We start from the raw sequence: 15,364 nt of genomic DNA, 5'->3' as shown, positions 1-15,364 counted from the left end.
TACCGGAACCATCTTTTAAGTGCCTAATTTTTAAAGGTCTTTTTATTAAACTGTCCATTTTATAGGGTACAGTTCAATGCAATCTTAAGGTTTTCTTATTTATCCCACTATTGGTGGGATAATAATTAGTGGCGGATGCCAGTTTCACTTTATACTAAGCTATACGCACGCTTTGTTTCTTCATGAAACTCATTTGTATCATATTTATGCTCAACATAAATTTGGTGCCATACCATAAATGCAAGTACTGTCCAAATTTTACGGCTATAATCGCCTTTATCTGCACAATGTGCTTCCAGTAAGTTTAATACATACTGTTTGTCGATTAAATGCTCTGTTTTGCTTTCTTTAATAATATTAACAGCCCAGTCATGCATTTCATCTTTTAACCAATGACGAATTGGTACAGGGAATCCAAGCTTTTTACGATCTAACACGTGATCTGGAACGATTCCGCGCACTGCTTCACGTAAAATTGCTTTTGTTGTTCCATTTGCGATTTTTAATTCTGTTGGAATTTTAGACGCAACGTCAAACACTTCTTTATCTAAGAATGGCACACGAAGTTCTAATGAATTTGCCATCGTCATTTTATCAGCTTTTAATAAAATGTCGCCGCGTAGCCATGTGAACATATCGATGTATTGCATTTTGCTTACATCATCATAATCTTTAATTTCATTATACAATGGCTTCGTGATATCCATATAGTTAACACTTTCATTGTAATACTTCATTAACTCAGCTTTTTCTTCTTCACGGAAGATTTTCGCATTACCATAGTAGCGTTCTTCAATTGGTGTACATCCACGTTCCAAGAAGCTTTTCCCTTTAAATCCTTCTTTTAATGCTCCACTTAATGCTTTTAAGACACTTTTTCCTGGAGTAGGAATATAAGAGAACATTTTTAACGAGTTTGGTTCACGATAAATATTATATCCGCCAAATAGCTCGTCCGCACCTTCACCAGAAAGAACTACTGTTACATGCTTACGCGCTTCTTTTGCTACAAAGTACAACGGTACAGCAGCTGGATCAGCTAAAGGATCATCCATATGCCAAATAATTTTTGGGAATTCGTTCATGAATTCTTTCGCTGTAATGAAGACACTATGGTTTGTAACGCCTAACTTTTCTGCCGTTTCTTTTGCTACATCAACTTCACTAAAGCCGCGGCGTTCGAAACCAACAGAGAATGTTAGAAGATTTGGATTCATTTCTCTTGCGATAGACGCAATGATAGATGAATCGATACCACCAGATAAGAATGAACCTACTGGTACATCACTACGCATATGAACTTTTACAGAATCATACAATACATCGCGAATCGCTTGAATGTGCTCCTCTTTTGTCGCACTTGAAGCATTGAAATATGGTTTCCAGTAGCGATGAATTTCCATCTCTTTACCGATTTCTTTTACGAAATAATGACCAGGTTCGATTTTATTAATATCAACAGTTAATGTTTCTGGTTCTGGTCCATATTGATACGTAAAGTAATGTTGCAGAGAAGTTGGATTTACCCCTTTATCTTGCATAACATGCATGATACTTTTCTTTTCAGATGCAAAGAATGTTGTATCACCTTGCTGCGCGATATATAGCGGCTTAATACCGAAGTGGTCACGTGCACCGAAAAGTTTCTTTTCTTCACGATCCCAAATCATAAATGCAAACATACCACGTAGGTAATCTACACATTTCTCTTTCATGTGTGCATACAATGCGATAATAACTTCTGTATCAGATTGCGTTGCAAATGTTGCACCTTTTTCAAGTAGCATTTCACGTAATTCTACATAGTTGTAAATTTCACCATTAAAAATAATTACATATCGATCATTTTCATAAGTTAGCGGCTGATGTCCTGCCTCTAAGTCAATGATACTTAAACGGCGGAAGCCAAATTGTACATGTTCATCACGAAAATATCCCTCGTCATCTGGACCACGGTGGAAAATAATCGTATTCATATTTTCAAATTGATGTTTTTCTGTTTCTGAAAACTCTCTAGGGTTTTCACATAAACATCCTACAAAACCACACATACTTCTTACCCTCTTTCAGTTTTCATTCTGTTTCTATACTACTATATCAACCCTATTTATACTAGCATAATCAACTCGATATGGCGATAAAAACTATAAAAAAATCACTCCATTTCACATTTTACCCAATTTTTTTGTGCAAACATGAAAAATAGGCACTCACATTTGCACACATTTGTCATATGATATTGCAAATTGATTTCTAGGAGGCAAAAACATGAGTGATGAAAAAAAAGAATCTTCGTCTCGTCCACCAATTCGTAGTTACTTAAAACAAATTGATGATTTTTTTGAACAAACGCCATTACGTGATGTAATTGCGGATATGAATCACTTTTTTCAAAAAGGAAACCGCTTATTAACATTCCCTGTCGACCTATATGAAACTGGAGAAGAACTGGTCATAAAAGCAGAACTCCCGGGCGTTCAAAAGGAACAAATCCAAATAGAAATTCAAAGTGAATACTTAAAAATCTCTGTTACTGAAGAAATCATGGAAGAAACAAAAGATGAAGTTTCACATAATTACTATCGCCGTGAGCGATCCATGTCAGGTGCTTCTCGCATGATTAAGCTTCCATATTTAATTAAGAAAAAAAGTGCAAAAGCTTCCTATCAAAATGGCATTTTAGAAATCCGCGCTCCAAAACTTCCACAACAGCACGATATTTTATCCATAGATTAACCATTATATATATATTTTCCATATCCAAAAAGAAGGATGCCCAGCATCCTTCTTTTATTTCAAGATTCGCTCCATATCACGTAAAATGTCTTCGTACGGTGTCTTACTAATTCCACTGTATTGCTTCATTACTTTTCCTTCTTGATCAACTAAGAAGAATGATGTTCCATGGATGACTTGACCATTTTCCGGTTTATCTACTAACGTTTGGAAATTATCCTTTGCAAATTTTTTCACATCTTCTAATGAGTACCCTGTTAGCAAATTCCAATTTTTCGTATCATCTGTGAACTTTTGTATAAATGCTTTCAAATTCTCTGGTTTATCCACTTCAGGATCTACACTAAACGAAACGAATTGAACATCTAATTTTTTCTCTTTCGCCATCTTTTGTAGCTTTGCCATATTAGCAGTCATTGGTGGACAAACCGTTTGACAATTGGTAAACATAAAGTCAGCCACCCATACTTTCCCTTTTAAATCTTTTGTTCCAAACTTTTTACCATCTTGATTTATGTATTGAAAAGTTTCTAAATCCCAATTTAATGGTTTACGGAGTTTTGATCCTGAGCCGCATCCTGCAAGTATAAAGAAGCAAAAAACAACTATGAGACCAATCAGCTTTTGATAACGCTTCATTTTCAAACCTCTCTTCTCTTTTCTAAATTTATGTATGACATGTTTATCATAACAAAAGTAAACACTATGAGAAAATTGTTTATCCAATTTGTTCACGAAATCGTACGAATTTAGGTATGTTACTTCCTATTTTCGAGCGAATTACTAGACAACTGTTTCATTGTTTACTAAAATTATCTCCTTCCCGTCTCTTTACACAATAATTTTCAATAAGTCACTCGCTTTGTAAAGATATCCACACTATTTTTTACAATTTTTTAATCGTTAATCAATTTCCCTCACTTTTTTCCTTTACAACATTTCGATACAATACAACTACAAAGATTTTAAATGAGGTGATGTTCATGGCAAAGCGCTATGAACATATGGATAATGTTAGTACAAAAAAACCACTTCGTTCTTTTTTACGTTGGCGTAAAGAACGAAAACAAAACAAAAAAGATTTTTCTTATCTAGTAGAACAATCACCTGTAAAGAGTAGCCAGTTTTTACGAACGAACACTGAAAAAACAACAATTACATGGATAGGTCACTCAACATTCCTTATACAAACAAACGGGCTCAACATTTTAACAGATCCAGTATGGTCAAAGAAAATAAAGCTTGTACCGAGGCTAACGAATCCCGGCCTTACATTACAGGAATTACCTAAGATTGATATTGTCCTCATTTCACACGGTCATTATGACCATTTGGACTTTTCTACACTTCGTCTATTGAATTCAGATGTTCTATACTTAGTACCTACTGGATTAAAAAAGTTATTTACAAGAAAAAAATTTATGCGAGTAGAAGAATATAACTGGTGGGAATTCACAAAAATTAATGATGTAGCATTTCACTTCGTACCGGCGCAGCACTGGACAAGAAGATCATTGTTTGATATGAATACTTCCCACTGGGGTGGATGGGTTATCGATAATAGCACAACAGATGAAACCATTTACTTTTGTGGTGATAGTGGCTATTTCCAAGGGTTTAAAGAAATTGGCAACCGATTTTCTATTGATATCGCCTTAATGCCTATTGGTGCATATGAACCAGAATGGTTTATGAAAGTATCACATGTTTCCCCCGAGGAAGCAGTGCAAGCCTTTTTAGATGTAAAAGCAACGCATTTCATTCCAATGCATTACGGTACATTTGCACTTGCTGATGAGACACCTAGAGAAGCTATTACCCGACTTCGTAACAACTGGAATTTACGTATGTTACCTTGGGAACAACTTCACGTATTATTTCTTGGTCAAACGTATTTTCCAGAAAAAATGCCCTCTGAGGAAAAAGAATCCATAAAGGAACACGCAAAATTATAAATCCCTTTCCCCTTTTATGCATATTATAAACTAAGGCTTTAATGAACTGCTGATTTTCTGTTCATATAAGAACCGATAAAAGGAGAAAGGAATATTATATGAGGAAGTATTTACAACGACGCTTTATGATTTCAATAAGCGCCATCATCACGATTATCATCGTCTATTACAATCAGTTATAACATCTTAATTAATAGAACTTCTTCCCCACTCCTAAATAGTCTCATTCATTTAAAATGTTGCTGTAGATGAAAAGATAAAAAGAGCTACCCTCAAGTAGCTCTTTTTCTATTCAGCAAAATATGAAAATCCGATTGCCCCTACACCAGTGTGTGTGCTAATTATAGGCGTTGTGTAAAAAATTTCCGTTTGTGTAAATCCACTAATTTTTTCAACTGCTTCTTTCATTTTTTGCGCTAACGGTAATGCTTTCGCATGTGGTACAGCTACCGCCTTTACTGTTTTACCAGCTATATCTTCCTCAAACATTTTTATCAATGTTTTCACAATTTGACCTTTGCTGCGTACCTTCGCAACAGGATTATATACACCATCATCAATACTTGCAATTGGCTTAATGTTTAATAAAGATCCGATCATAGCTGTTCCTTTTCCAATCCGACCGCCTTTTACAAGGTTTTCTAACGTATCAACAACTACAAATAGACGAGTATTTTTACGAACTTCTTCAACACGCTTTAAAATATCCTCCAAAGAACGTTCTTCCTTCGCCATTTTTGCTGCTTCAATTACTTGATACGATAAAGCATGCGTAATAAACAATGAGTCTACCACTGTAACTTTCGTATCTGTCATCGTTGCTGCAGTATTAGCTGTTGCAACTGACCCACTTAAACCATGCGTTAAGTGAATGGAAAGAACTTGGCTACCGTCCTCCCCTAAACGATCATACATTTCAACAAACGATCCGACTGCTGGCTGTGATGTTTTTGGTAATTCTTCTGATTTTTGCATTTCTTCAATAAATTCATCCGGCTGTAAATCTACACGATCTAAGTATGTTTTTCCATTTACAGAAATCGACAATGGAATAACATGAATATCATATTTTTGAATCACATCTTGTGATAAATCCACCGTTGAGTCTGTAACAATTTTAATTTTTTGCATATTTTACTTCTTCCCTTTCCAATACGCTCTCCTTGTTATTATACTAGTATTCACAATGCTTTCAACAGTTTGAAGTGATTTTCGACAAATTTCTTTGACTTTTATGTCTAAAATAGAGACAGAGCTTATTTGCTCTGTCTCTATTTTAGACTATGCATTTTTTTCAAGCGAGTTTGTTTGATATACATTTGAATAATCATTCCACTTTAAGCAACTTTGTAAATATTCGCGAAAAGAGTATGAGAATCTCGGTTGTTTTTGTTTTTGAATTTTAGCAATAAATAGTTGAAGACGTGACTGAATTAGAAATGCTAATGGGTGTTGTGCTTGTAGGACAGGGATTTCAAATATTTTGATACAATTCCCTGTTGAATGAGTGAAATAAAAACTTTTCATAATCACGATATCAATCCTCTTTTTTATTGGATTTATAACTTCAGTATAAACTTACACTAGTGAAAAGTTTGTCTAAATTTCGGAGATTCTATAATTTTTTTCTTCTTTATATTGTATACAGTTATAAGTATAGTATAACAAATAAATAAAAAAAGTGCCTTTATAATGAGGCACTTTTTGATTCTGTATTCATTTCTCTTTTTATTTTCCTCTTATACACAAACTTTGATGCTGTAATACTTAATTCATAAATTACAAGAAGTGGTATCGCTACTGAAAAATCAGAAATAAAGTCTGGCGGTGTAATACAAACAGCAATTACAATTAAAATAAAATACGCATATCTTCTCACCTTTTGTAGTGCTATTGGATTAAGAACACCTATACTAGTTAAAAACATCGTAACGACAGGAAGTTCAAATATCACAGCAAATGGTACTGTCATATTCATCACAAACGAAAAATACTTATCCGTCGTAAACATTGTCTGAAACATATCATCACCAAGACTCATTAAAAATTGCAAAATAAATGGTAAAATCCAAAAATAGCCGAAGCAAAGTCCTCCAATAAATAATAGAAATAATGCCGGGATATACAGAATTGTCATTTTACGCTCATGTTCATGTAGAGCTGGTTTTACAAATAACCAAATTTGTAAAGCTGCAACTGGTATTGTACATACAATTGAAAAGACAGCTGCAATCACAAAATAAATCCATAAAATATCACTTGGACCTAAAACAGTTAATTTCATATTTAAATCTTTTACGATAAAATTATATATTTCTTTCGTAAATGAAAAGCCAATGACAATAAAAATCAGAAACGTCAGCGCTGTTATAATGAGTCGCTTTCTTAACTCTCCAAGATGCTCTATGACACTCATCTCTTGATTGTCCACTCTTATCACCACATTCCCCACTCGCTATATACCATAGAAACAAAATAACCTAGTGAAATTTATTTCTTTTCTTCCGTATCATCATGCAAACCCTTTGCAGACTTTTTAAACTCTTTTAATGTTTCCCCAAAAGCTCGTCCAATTTCAGGTAACTTTTTTGGACCGAAAATAATTAAAGCGAGTACTAAAATTAATATTAAACCCGGAACCCCAATATTTGGCATATGACTTCCCCCTTAATCTCACTTAATTTTATTTTGTCAAAAAATTTTGTAAACGTCAATGCATCTATTAGCTTTTGTCAAAAAAATTCGAAAATATAATCACTTAAACAATTTTCATTTTCTATTTCTTATGTATATGATATGGTAAAGGAAATTACACCTTACTTCATCAAACATGAAAGGAATCAAATTATGACTCAAAAAATAACACGAATGACGCAATTCGTAAAAGAGGAAATTGCCAATGCGATTACCCATGGCATCGGTGCCATTTTAAGCATTCCTGCATTAATAATACTAATTATGCATGCATCAAAGCATGGTACTGTATCTGCTATTGTTGGATTTACAGTTTACGGCGTGAGCATGTTTCTACTATATTTGTTTTCTACGCTATTACATAGCATCCACCACCCGAAAGTAGAAAAATTATTTACGATTTTAGATCACTCGGCCATCTATCTCTTAATTGCCGGCACGTATACACCATTCTTACTAATTACTCTAAGAGGGCCACTCGGCTGGACATTACTTGCAATTATTTGGACGCTGGCCATCGGTGGAATTATTTTCAAAATTTTCTTTGTACGCCGTTTTATTAAAATGTCAACACTGTGCTATATCATTATGGGCTGGCTCATTATCGTTGCTATTAAACCACTTTATGAAAATTTAACCGGGCATGGATTTTCACTATTGTTAACCGGTGGGATCCTATATTCAGTAGGGGCTATATTTTTCCTTTGGGAAAAGCTGCCCTTCAACCATGCAATTTGGCACCTTTTTGTATTAGGTGGTAGTGCAATGATGTTCTTCTGCGTCTTGTTTTATGTATTGCCTGTTGCATAAAAAAGTCTCAGCTTTTCAAGCTGAGACTTTTTTATTACTTATGTAATTGAGCCGCAATAATATCTTTCGTATGCTGCGTTAATTCTTTTATATCCATACTTGCATATTGCTCAGGTGTAATTGGTTTAGAAATGGTTACTGTTGCATGAGCAGGCTTCATGCGATTTCCATTCGCCTCAAACATCTTATATGTTCCGTCTACAGTTACTGGTAAAATAGCTACTCCGGCTTTTACAGCAAGATGAAAACTTCCTGCTTTAAACTCCCCCATTTCGCCCGCCTTACTGCGCGTTCCTTCTGGGAAAATTACGATAGAATGTCCATTCTTTAAAAGTTCAATTCCATCTTTAATAGCTTGGAGCGACTGACGACGATTACTACGATCCATAAACACACAATTCATCAATTCCATCCAAGTTGGTACAATCGGAAATTTTTTAATTTCTGCTTTTGAAACAAACCCAATCGGTTTATTCAAGTACCCAAGTAAAACTGGAATATCCATATCACTTTGATGATTACTTACAACAAGGACCGGTTTATCTTTCGGCACATTTTCAATTCCATTTACTTGTACAGTCGACCCAGCTACACGAACCATTTTCTTACCAAACCAGTTTGTTGTTTTATACACGAGGCGATCTTTCTCTTGTGGCGACATTGTCTGTGCTTTTCGTTTTATACGCCATAATCTCGGTGTAATACCAATTACAATTACAATTAAATAAAAGATTTTAAAAAACGTTTGAATCATATAGAACCCCCACTTATTCTCATTCCGTCCTTCATTATACTAGACAAACGAAGGAAAAAGAAGAAAAAATGTCCAAACGACAAGCGTTTGGACATTTTTGAGTTTTCTATATTAGAAACGTTTTGCTAATTCGCGAGCATTTGCAATTGCCGCTTCTTTAATTTCTGGTGCTTTTTCAGGGTTTGCATTCATACCTTCAACCGCAAGGTAGTCTACATCAGATATACCCATAAATCCTAATACTGCATTTAAGTGCTTGCGGCCAAAGTCCATTGCTGCGTATGGTCCTTCAGAGTAAACGCCACCTGAAGCTTGAATGTGAAGTGCTTTTTTCCCTCCTAGTAAACCAACTGGTCCGTTTTCAGTATATTTAAAAGTTTTACCTGCGATAGACAAGTTATCCAAGTATGCTTTTACTACTGGTGGATAACTGAAGTTCCACATTGGCGTTACAAACACATAACGATCTGCATTCATAAATGTTTCTAAGTTTGTATTCATTGCTGCAATTTTTTGTTGTTGGCTTTCGCTTAACGTTTCAAAGCCTTCACCTGCTGCAAATTTACCCCAAGCTGTAAATACTTCTGCATCAATTGCTGGTACAGTTGTGTTAAATAGATCAATTGTTACCACTTCATCTTGTGGATGTTCATTTTTATATGCTTCAATGAATGATTCCCCTACTGCCATACCGAAAGATGCTTCTGCTGAATTTGGATTTGCTGTAATAAATAGTACTTTTGTCATTTTTATTCTCTCCCTTAATAATTATCTTTAATTTGAGATTTTAATAAAAAAGTAAATAACTTACCTTATGTAAGTATAATACAAAAACATTCTTTTTCTGTCAATAAAAAATAGCTGCTTTTTTTTCGTAAGTAGATAATTCTCCCATCTCCATTTCATTGAATATTCACATTTCATTATTCAATCTTCACGAAAAAAGCTATCTCCTTTTTTAAGGAGATAGCTTTTTCCTAAGTATTACTTTTGAAAAACATGTTTCACTTTTTCACCAGGTACGTTACTTCCACCCCGGCCTTTTACATCTTCAATCATCATCGTAACAATCATATTCGGTGAATTTACATCAAAAGCAGCGAACCATCCAAGTTCTTTTCCATCTGCTTCCTTCGACTCTTTTAACTCAGCTGTTCCCGTTTTTCCAGCGAGAGTCATACCGTCAATCTTAGCAATTTTCCCTGTACCATCTTCATCATTAATTACTTTTGTTAACGCATTTTTTAATATATCTTGGTTCCCTTTAGAAATCACATTTTCTTTCCAAGGTTTAACTTGTTTATCATCTTTAATAAGATGTGGAGATGGTATATTCCCTTCATTTACAATCGGTGCATACGTTAATGCCAAATGAAGAGGCGTCATTAATACTTGGCCTTGTCCATACCCTGTATCAGCCATTTGAATATCATTTTTAATGCCATCTTTTGCAATTTTTGAAACCGGGAATGGATATTCAATTGGTAACTTTTCATCGAATCCAAATTTCTTTGCTTCACTCATAAATTTATCTTTCCCAATTTTTATTGCTTGTTGTGCAAAGTAAATGTTATCAGAAAACTTCATTGCTTTATCAAAATCAATTGGACTTGCATCTTTTACACGTGTTACATAATAATTTCCCCATGAAGAATCTTTTGTCCATTGTAATCCTTCAATTTTCAATTCCTCTTTTGGATCAATTGTTTTCGTTTCAAGACCAATCGCACCTGTAATTGCTTTAAATACAGAACCTGGTGCCGATGCTTGTGTAAAGCGATTTGTCATTGGCTTTTTCGGATTATTATTCCATGCTTCACGTTGTGTTTTTGATGCACCCCTTACTATTACATTCGGGTTGTACGCAGGGCTACTCACAAGTGCAATTGTTTCACCAGTCTGCGGATTTATCGCTGCACTTGAACCAGCTTCTCCCTTCATTTCGTTAAAGATTTTTTCCTGAACTGTACTATCAATTGTTAACGTAACATTTTCTCCATCTTTTGCTTCAATTTTAGCTAATTCTTTTTTCTCTTTTCCTTGTGCATCCTCCATGAAGACACGGCCACCTTTTTTACCACGTAGCTTCTCTTCAAATACTTGCTCCAAACCAGCTTTTCCAACTGGGTCATCTGCCTGATATCCTTTTTTCTGTAAATCCTTTAAATCTTCTGCATTCACTTTCCCCATATATCCTGTTAAATGAGCAGCAGCCTCTCCCAATGGATATGTACGAACATTGACTTGTCGAGTCGTTACACCGTCTAAAGAAATATAATCATTTTGCGTTGCACCTTCTTGTAAAATCCCAATTGGTACAAATGAATCTGGTTTAATCCATTTTGCCGCAAGCTTTTGATCTATCTCTTCTACAGACATATTCAGCAACTTTCCAATTGTTTCCTTTGTCTGTGGTGCAGCCTCTCCTAGTTTACCTGGAATGATGCCAATTTCATTTGCTCTTCCATTCGTTGCAAGTCCTTTTCCATTACGATCATATATCTCCCCACGCTTCGCTTGAAACGTTTGCATACGTACTTTACTGTCTTTTGTCATGCCTGGAAAAATAAAATCTGGAGTCCAGTCTATTTTCCAAGATTCTTTATCTCCATCTTTCTCTTTCACAAGCTTTGCTTCGTGAGAAAAGGAAATTTTCCCACCAACTGTATCCATACTCACATTAAAAGGAATTGGTCCTTTATCTTCTTTATCCTCTTTTACTTTTCCTGTTTCTATCTTTAGATTTTTAACCTCAATACCCGCATAAATCTTTTCATACTTCTCTGTAAAATCTTTTTTTGAAATAGATTTTTTTGCATCTTCTGACAATTGATCATACATATCTGCAAATTTTTGCTTATTCCACGCTTTTGCATATGTATCAAATGCTTGTTCTGGCTTTTCTTCTTTACCACATCCTACTAGCATGAGTGTGAAGCAAAGAAAAAGCAATCCCCATAGTTTTTTCAACCGATTCTCCTCCTTTAGTTAAGCAAAGAAATAATAAATATAAATCTGTCTTTTATGGATTTTTCCTAAGCTACTAAAACTTACAACCTCTACCATTATATCATCAAAAAAGTTCATTCATAAAGTTTTATCTTATTATCCAAATAAAAAGATTGATGTGAACATACACATCAATCTTTTTATGATTATTTTTGTTTTTCATATATGTGATAGTAATATGTGTACGGATTCTTTTCATCCGTAACACCTTTTTCCACAAAAACTTCTTTCCACTCTTTCATATTCATTTCTGGGAAGAATGTATCTCCTTCAAATGAATGGTGAATCTTTGTTATATAAAGCTTGTTCACATATGGTAAGAACAATTCGTAAATTTGCGCTCCACCAAAAATAAAAATTTCTTCTTCATTTTTACATAACTCAAATACTTCTTCTACTGACTGCGCAATTTCACAGCCTTCTACATGATAATTCATATTGCGCGTTACGATAATATTTCGTCTTCCTGGAAGTGGTCTTCCAATCGCTTCATAGTTTTTTCTCCCCATAATAAGTGGGTGACCCATTGTTGTCTTCTTAACATATTGCAATTCACTTGGTAAATGCCACGGTAATTTATTATCCTTACCGATGACTTTATTTTCATCCATTGCGACCATAAATGAAATAATCATATTTTCATCTCCTTTTGCGTTTACACTGCGACAGGCGCTTTAATTGCAGGATGTGGATCATAACCTTCTAATGTTAAATCCTCCATTTCAAAATCAAAAACAGACTTTACATCTGGATTTAATTTTAGCGTTGGAAACGGACGTGGTTCACGCGCTAACTGCTTTTCCACTTGTTCAAAATGATTTGTGTAAATATGTGCGTCTCCAATCGTATGAACGAACTCTCCTGCTTCTAAACCACATTCGTGCGCGATTAAATGTGTTAACAATGAGTAGCTTGCAATATTAAATGGAATGCCAAGGAAAATATCACCGCTTCGTTGATATAACTGACACGAAAGCTTTCCGTCTGCTACGTAAAATTGAAATAGCGTATGACAAGGCGGAAGTGCCATACTTGGCACATCTTCAGGATTCCAAGCAGAAACAAGTAAGCGACGAGAATCTGGTGTTTTCTTAATCATTTCGATTACATCTTTTAACTGATCAATCGTCTCACCTGCTGTCGTTTTCCAAGCACGCCATTGTTTTCCATATACATCTCCTAAATAGCCATACTGATTTGCAAAATCATCATCTTCCAGTACATTCTTTTTAAACAAATCCATTTGCTCATCATATTGTTTCTTAAACTCTTCATCCTGCTGAGAGCGAAGTCCAAAGTCCGTCATATCTGGCCCTTCATACGCATCGCTTTCTACCCAGCTTTTAAACGCCCATTCATTCCAAATATTATTGTTATTTTGTAGTAAATAACGAATATTTGTATCGCCTTTCATGAACCAAAGAAGTTCACTAGCTACTAAGCGGAATGGCACACGCTTTGTCGTTAACAAAGGGAATCCCTTGCTAAGGTCAAAACGCATTTGATATCCAAATACAGATACAGTCCCTGTTCCTGTACGATCTTCTTTTTTTGTACCATGCTCCATCACATGGCGACACAGATTTAAGTATTCATATTCAGCATGTTTCATATGTAAGAAAAACCCTCTTTCGCATCTATTTCCTATATGGAGTTTATCATACAAAAAATAATTCTGCATGCAAAATTCTCAGTAAAACTTATTGAAAAATATTTCAATATAGTAAGTATTAACAGAAATCTAGTATAGGATATCCATTTTAATGAATCTTACAAAATTCTTAACTTTTCATCTTTTAAGAGGTATTTCACTCTTTACCAAAGAAACTATAGTGCGGAAGTATAAAATAATATTTGGAGGTTAGAAGCATGTCTAAAATTGAAATTCCTGTTATTAGTTCATTACAAACAACAATTGAAAAAATGATGAAAGATCTACACGTTCCTGGGGCTGCTGTCGCAGTTATAAAAGATGGAGAAGTCATTGTTTCAGAAGGATTTGGCTATCGTGATTCAAAACAGAAAAAACCGGTTACGCCTCAAACACGCTTTGCAATTGGATCTGCGACCAAGGCATTTGGCACCCTATCTTTAAGCCTATTAGCACAACAAAAAAAGTTTGATTGGGATACTCCTGTTCAATCTTATATCCCTACCTTCGCTTTATCAGATATACTTGCAAGCTCCCAAATTACAGCAAGTGATTTAGCTTCCCACCGCTCTGGCGTTAGTCGTCATGATGCTCTTTGGTACAACTCTTCCTTAACTCGAAAAGACATCGTTGAAAAAATAAAACATTTATCACTTGATGCACCATTTCGCACAGCTTTCTTATATAACAACTTAATGTATGCAACAATTAGCTATATTGTAGAAAACATTACAAATCAGACATGGGAGCAATACGCCAAAGAACATATTTTAGCACCACTTCAAATGGAGCAAACAAACTTCTCTGTCACAGACTCACAAAATACGAATGACTACGCATTGCCTTACGTTGAGAAAGATGGAGAAATAAAAGAGGTACCATTCCGTAATATTGATACAGTAGGAGCTGCTGGATGCATCAATTCAACAATTGCAGATATGGCAAATTGGGTACTTTTCCATCTTAATCAAGGAAAAACAGGAGATCACGAATTACTATCTTCTGAATTATTACAACAAATGTATACGCCGCACAATACAATTCCTGATCAGCCACTTTTATCGCCCCCTGAATCACCAGTAAATAGTTATGGTCTTGGTTGGTTTATTAGTTCTTACCGTGGCTATAAAGTAATTCATCATAGCGGAGGTATCGATGGATTTTCTGCACTTGTCTCATTTATTCCAAAAGAAAATATAGGCCTTGTCATATTAACGAACGCCGGAAGCACCTTACTTCCTAGTTATCTTGCAAATCAAATCTATGACGAACTCCTCGGATTGGAAACAATTGATTGGCATAAGCGTGCTATAGAAGACACCGCTCAATTGAAAGAAATGATGAAAGAAGTAAACCAATCACTTCCAGAACAAGTAAAAGAGACCGTACCTTCTCATGCATTAGAAGACTATATTGGAACATTCGAACACCCTGCTTATGGAACACTAGAAGTGTATAAACAAAATGAAGAGTTATATTTACAGTTCACAGAACTAAAAGTTCGGTTACATCACCATCATTATGATATGTTTTATGCAACATTAGACTTATTCCAAATAGAAATGAATGTGTTGCTTGCTTATGAGATGGATATAAAAGGGGAATTCCAAACAATCCAATTACATGTACCAGTTATGTTAAGTACACAGCCTCTTACATTTACGAAGATTAAATAAAAATACAACAATCTAAACTTATAATAGAGGAAAGCTATACTTTCCTCTATTATTTATCCCGTATTAACGGGTAATAAGA

The 15,364-nt window shown here is 34.9% G+C and carries 15 protein-coding genes; 4 read left to right on the top strand and 11 right to left on the bottom strand.

Features of this window, described 5'->3' with window-relative positions:
* Nucleotides 1-149 precede the first annotated feature (149 nt).
* A complete protein-coding gene (gene asnB / locus JDS96_RS17385; RefSeq protein ID WP_003197399.1) occupies nucleotides 150-2,051 on the bottom strand; it encodes an asparagine synthase (glutamine-hydrolyzing) in 1,902 nt (633 codons plus the stop codon).
* Between the two features lie 217 nt (nucleotides 2,052-2,268).
* Here asnB and JDS96_RS17380 point away from each other — a divergent pair, with 217 nt between their 5' ends.
* A complete protein-coding gene (locus JDS96_RS17380; protein ID WP_199667573.1) occupies nucleotides 2,269-2,736 on the top strand; it encodes an Hsp20/alpha crystallin family protein in 468 nt (155 codons plus the stop codon).
* A gap of 54 nt (nucleotides 2,737-2,790) precedes the next feature.
* On the opposite strand, the gene JDS96_RS17375 is transcribed toward JDS96_RS17380, so the two are convergent.
* Nucleotides 2,791-3,375: an SCO family protein gene (locus JDS96_RS17375; protein WP_199667572.1), complete on the bottom strand. Its 585-nt coding sequence runs from the start codon at nucleotides 3,373-3,375 to the stop codon at nucleotides 2,791-2,793.
* Nucleotides 3,376-3,719: 344 nt separating this feature from the next.
* Here JDS96_RS17375 and JDS96_RS17370 point away from each other — a divergent pair, with 344 nt between their 5' ends.
* Nucleotides 3,720-4,691 carry an MBL fold metallo-hydrolase gene (locus tag JDS96_RS17370; protein ID WP_199667571.1) on the top strand — a complete coding sequence of 324 codons (972 nt, stop codon included), beginning with the start codon at nucleotides 3,720-3,722 and terminating at the stop codon, nucleotides 4,689-4,691.
* A gap of 288 nt (nucleotides 4,692-4,979) precedes the next feature.
* On the opposite strand, the gene JDS96_RS17365 is transcribed toward JDS96_RS17370, so the two are convergent.
* From JDS96_RS17365 to tatA, 4 genes are all read right to left on the bottom strand, one after another.
* Entirely contained in the window at nucleotides 4,980-5,822 is an 843-nt protein-coding gene (locus JDS96_RS17365; RefSeq protein ID WP_003197390.1) for a DegV family protein, read from the bottom strand.
* Between the two features lie 150 nt (nucleotides 5,823-5,972).
* Nucleotides 5,973-6,224: a DUF2535 family protein gene (locus JDS96_RS17360; protein ID WP_000605583.1), complete on the bottom strand. Its 252-nt coding sequence runs from the start codon at nucleotides 6,222-6,224 to the stop codon at nucleotides 5,973-5,975.
* A 154-nt stretch (nucleotides 6,225-6,378) separates the two neighbouring features.
* Entirely contained in the window at nucleotides 6,379-7,107 is a 729-nt protein-coding gene (gene tatC / locus JDS96_RS17355) for a twin-arginine translocase subunit TatC (protein WP_199667574.1), read from the bottom strand.
* Nucleotides 7,108-7,181: 74 nt separating this feature from the next.
* Nucleotides 7,182-7,346: a twin-arginine translocase TatA/TatE family subunit gene (tatA, locus tag JDS96_RS17350; protein WP_001132888.1), complete on the bottom strand. Its 165-nt coding sequence runs from the start codon at nucleotides 7,344-7,346 to the stop codon at nucleotides 7,182-7,184.
* Between the two features lie 192 nt (nucleotides 7,347-7,538).
* On the opposite strand from tatA, the gene trhA reads away from it, so the two are divergent.
* On the top strand, nucleotides 7,539-8,195 hold the full coding sequence (gene trhA / locus JDS96_RS17345; RefSeq protein ID WP_018766426.1) for a PAQR family membrane homeostasis protein TrhA: 657 nt from the start codon (nucleotides 7,539-7,541) through the stop codon (nucleotides 8,193-8,195).
* A 34-nt stretch (nucleotides 8,196-8,229) separates the two neighbouring features.
* Here trhA and JDS96_RS17340 read toward each other — a convergent pair whose 3' ends face one another.
* The 5 genes from JDS96_RS17340 to JDS96_RS17320 all read right to left on the bottom strand — a co-directional run bounded on the left by JDS96_RS17340 (nucleotide 8,230) and on the right by JDS96_RS17320 (nucleotide 13,570).
* On the bottom strand, nucleotides 8,230-8,949 hold the full coding sequence (locus JDS96_RS17340) for a lysophospholipid acyltransferase family protein (protein WP_003197382.1): 720 nt from the start codon (nucleotides 8,947-8,949) through the stop codon (nucleotides 8,230-8,232).
* Between the two features lie 111 nt (nucleotides 8,950-9,060).
* A complete protein-coding gene (locus JDS96_RS17335; RefSeq protein WP_199667570.1) occupies nucleotides 9,061-9,696 on the bottom strand; it encodes an FMN-dependent NADH-azoreductase in 636 nt (211 codons plus the stop codon).
* Nucleotides 9,697-9,933: 237 nt separating this feature from the next.
* Entirely contained in the window at nucleotides 9,934-11,919 is a 1,986-nt protein-coding gene (locus JDS96_RS17330) for a penicillin-binding transpeptidase domain-containing protein (RefSeq protein WP_199667569.1), read from the bottom strand.
* A 185-nt stretch (nucleotides 11,920-12,104) separates the two neighbouring features.
* Nucleotides 12,105-12,593 carry a dihydrofolate reductase gene (locus JDS96_RS17325; RefSeq protein WP_003197378.1) on the bottom strand — a complete coding sequence of 163 codons (489 nt, stop codon included), beginning with the start codon at nucleotides 12,591-12,593 and terminating at the stop codon, nucleotides 12,105-12,107.
* A gap of 20 nt (nucleotides 12,594-12,613) precedes the next feature.
* The gene (locus tag JDS96_RS17320) at nucleotides 12,614-13,570 is read right to left on the bottom strand and encodes a thymidylate synthase (RefSeq protein ID WP_003197376.1); all 957 of its coding nucleotides are present in this window, start codon (nucleotides 13,568-13,570) and stop codon (nucleotides 12,614-12,616) included.
* A gap of 257 nt (nucleotides 13,571-13,827) precedes the next feature.
* Between JDS96_RS17320 and JDS96_RS17315 the strand changes: the two genes are divergently transcribed.
* Nucleotides 13,828-15,285: a serine hydrolase gene (locus tag JDS96_RS17315; RefSeq protein WP_199667568.1), complete on the top strand. Its 1,458-nt coding sequence runs from the start codon at nucleotides 13,828-13,830 to the stop codon at nucleotides 15,283-15,285.
* Nucleotides 15,286-15,364 lie beyond the last annotated feature (79 nt).

This window comes from Bacillus cereus group sp. N21 (assembly GCF_016483395.1).
GTDB classification, from domain to species: domain Bacteria; phylum Bacillota; class Bacilli; order Bacillales; family Bacillaceae_G; genus Bacillus_A; species Bacillus_A pseudomycoides.
The sequence above is the reverse complement of the archived record's forward strand: the minus strand, read 5'-3'. Positions and strand labels throughout refer to the sequence as shown.

Bases quoted from the DNA above. Each gene is read 5' to 3' on its own strand.
- JDS96_RS17370 (WP_199667571.1), top strand. From the start codon at position 3,720: ATGGCAAAGCGCTATGAACATATGGATAATGTTAGTACAAAAAAACCA.
- tatA (WP_001132888.1), bottom strand. From the start codon at position 7,346: ATGCCAAATATTGGGGTTCCGGGTTTAATATTAATTTTAGTACTCGCT.
- asnB (WP_003197399.1), bottom strand. From the start codon at position 2,051: ATGTGTGGTTTTGTAGGATGTTTATGTGAAAACCCTAGAGAGTTTTCA.
- JDS96_RS17380 (WP_199667573.1), top strand. From the start codon at position 2,269: ATGAGTGATGAAAAAAAAGAATCTTCGTCTCGTCCACCAATTCGTAGT.
- JDS96_RS17335 (WP_199667570.1), bottom strand. From the start codon at position 9,696: ATGACAAAAGTACTATTTATTACAGCAAATCCAAATTCAGCAGAAGCA.
- JDS96_RS17340 (WP_003197382.1), bottom strand. From the start codon at position 8,949: ATGATTCAAACGTTTTTTAAAATCTTTTATTTAATTGTAATTGTAATT.
- JDS96_RS17325 (WP_003197378.1), bottom strand. From the start codon at position 12,593: ATGATTATTTCATTTATGGTCGCAATGGATGAAAATAAAGTCATCGGT.
- trhA (WP_018766426.1), top strand. From the start codon at position 7,539: ATGACTCAAAAAATAACACGAATGACGCAATTCGTAAAAGAGGAAATT.
- tatC (WP_199667574.1), bottom strand. From the start codon at position 7,107: ATGAGTGTCATAGAGCATCTTGGAGAGTTAAGAAAGCGACTCATTATA.
- JDS96_RS17365 (WP_003197390.1), bottom strand. From the start codon at position 5,822: ATGCAAAAAATTAAAATTGTTACAGACTCAACGGTGGATTTATCACAA.
- JDS96_RS17315 (WP_199667568.1), top strand. From the start codon at position 13,828: ATGTCTAAAATTGAAATTCCTGTTATTAGTTCATTACAAACAACAATT.
- JDS96_RS17375 (WP_199667572.1), bottom strand. From the start codon at position 3,375: ATGAAGCGTTATCAAAAGCTGATTGGTCTCATAGTTGTTTTTTGCTTC.
- JDS96_RS17320 (WP_003197376.1), bottom strand. From the start codon at position 13,570: ATGAAACATGCTGAATATGAATACTTAAATCTGTGTCGCCATGTGATG.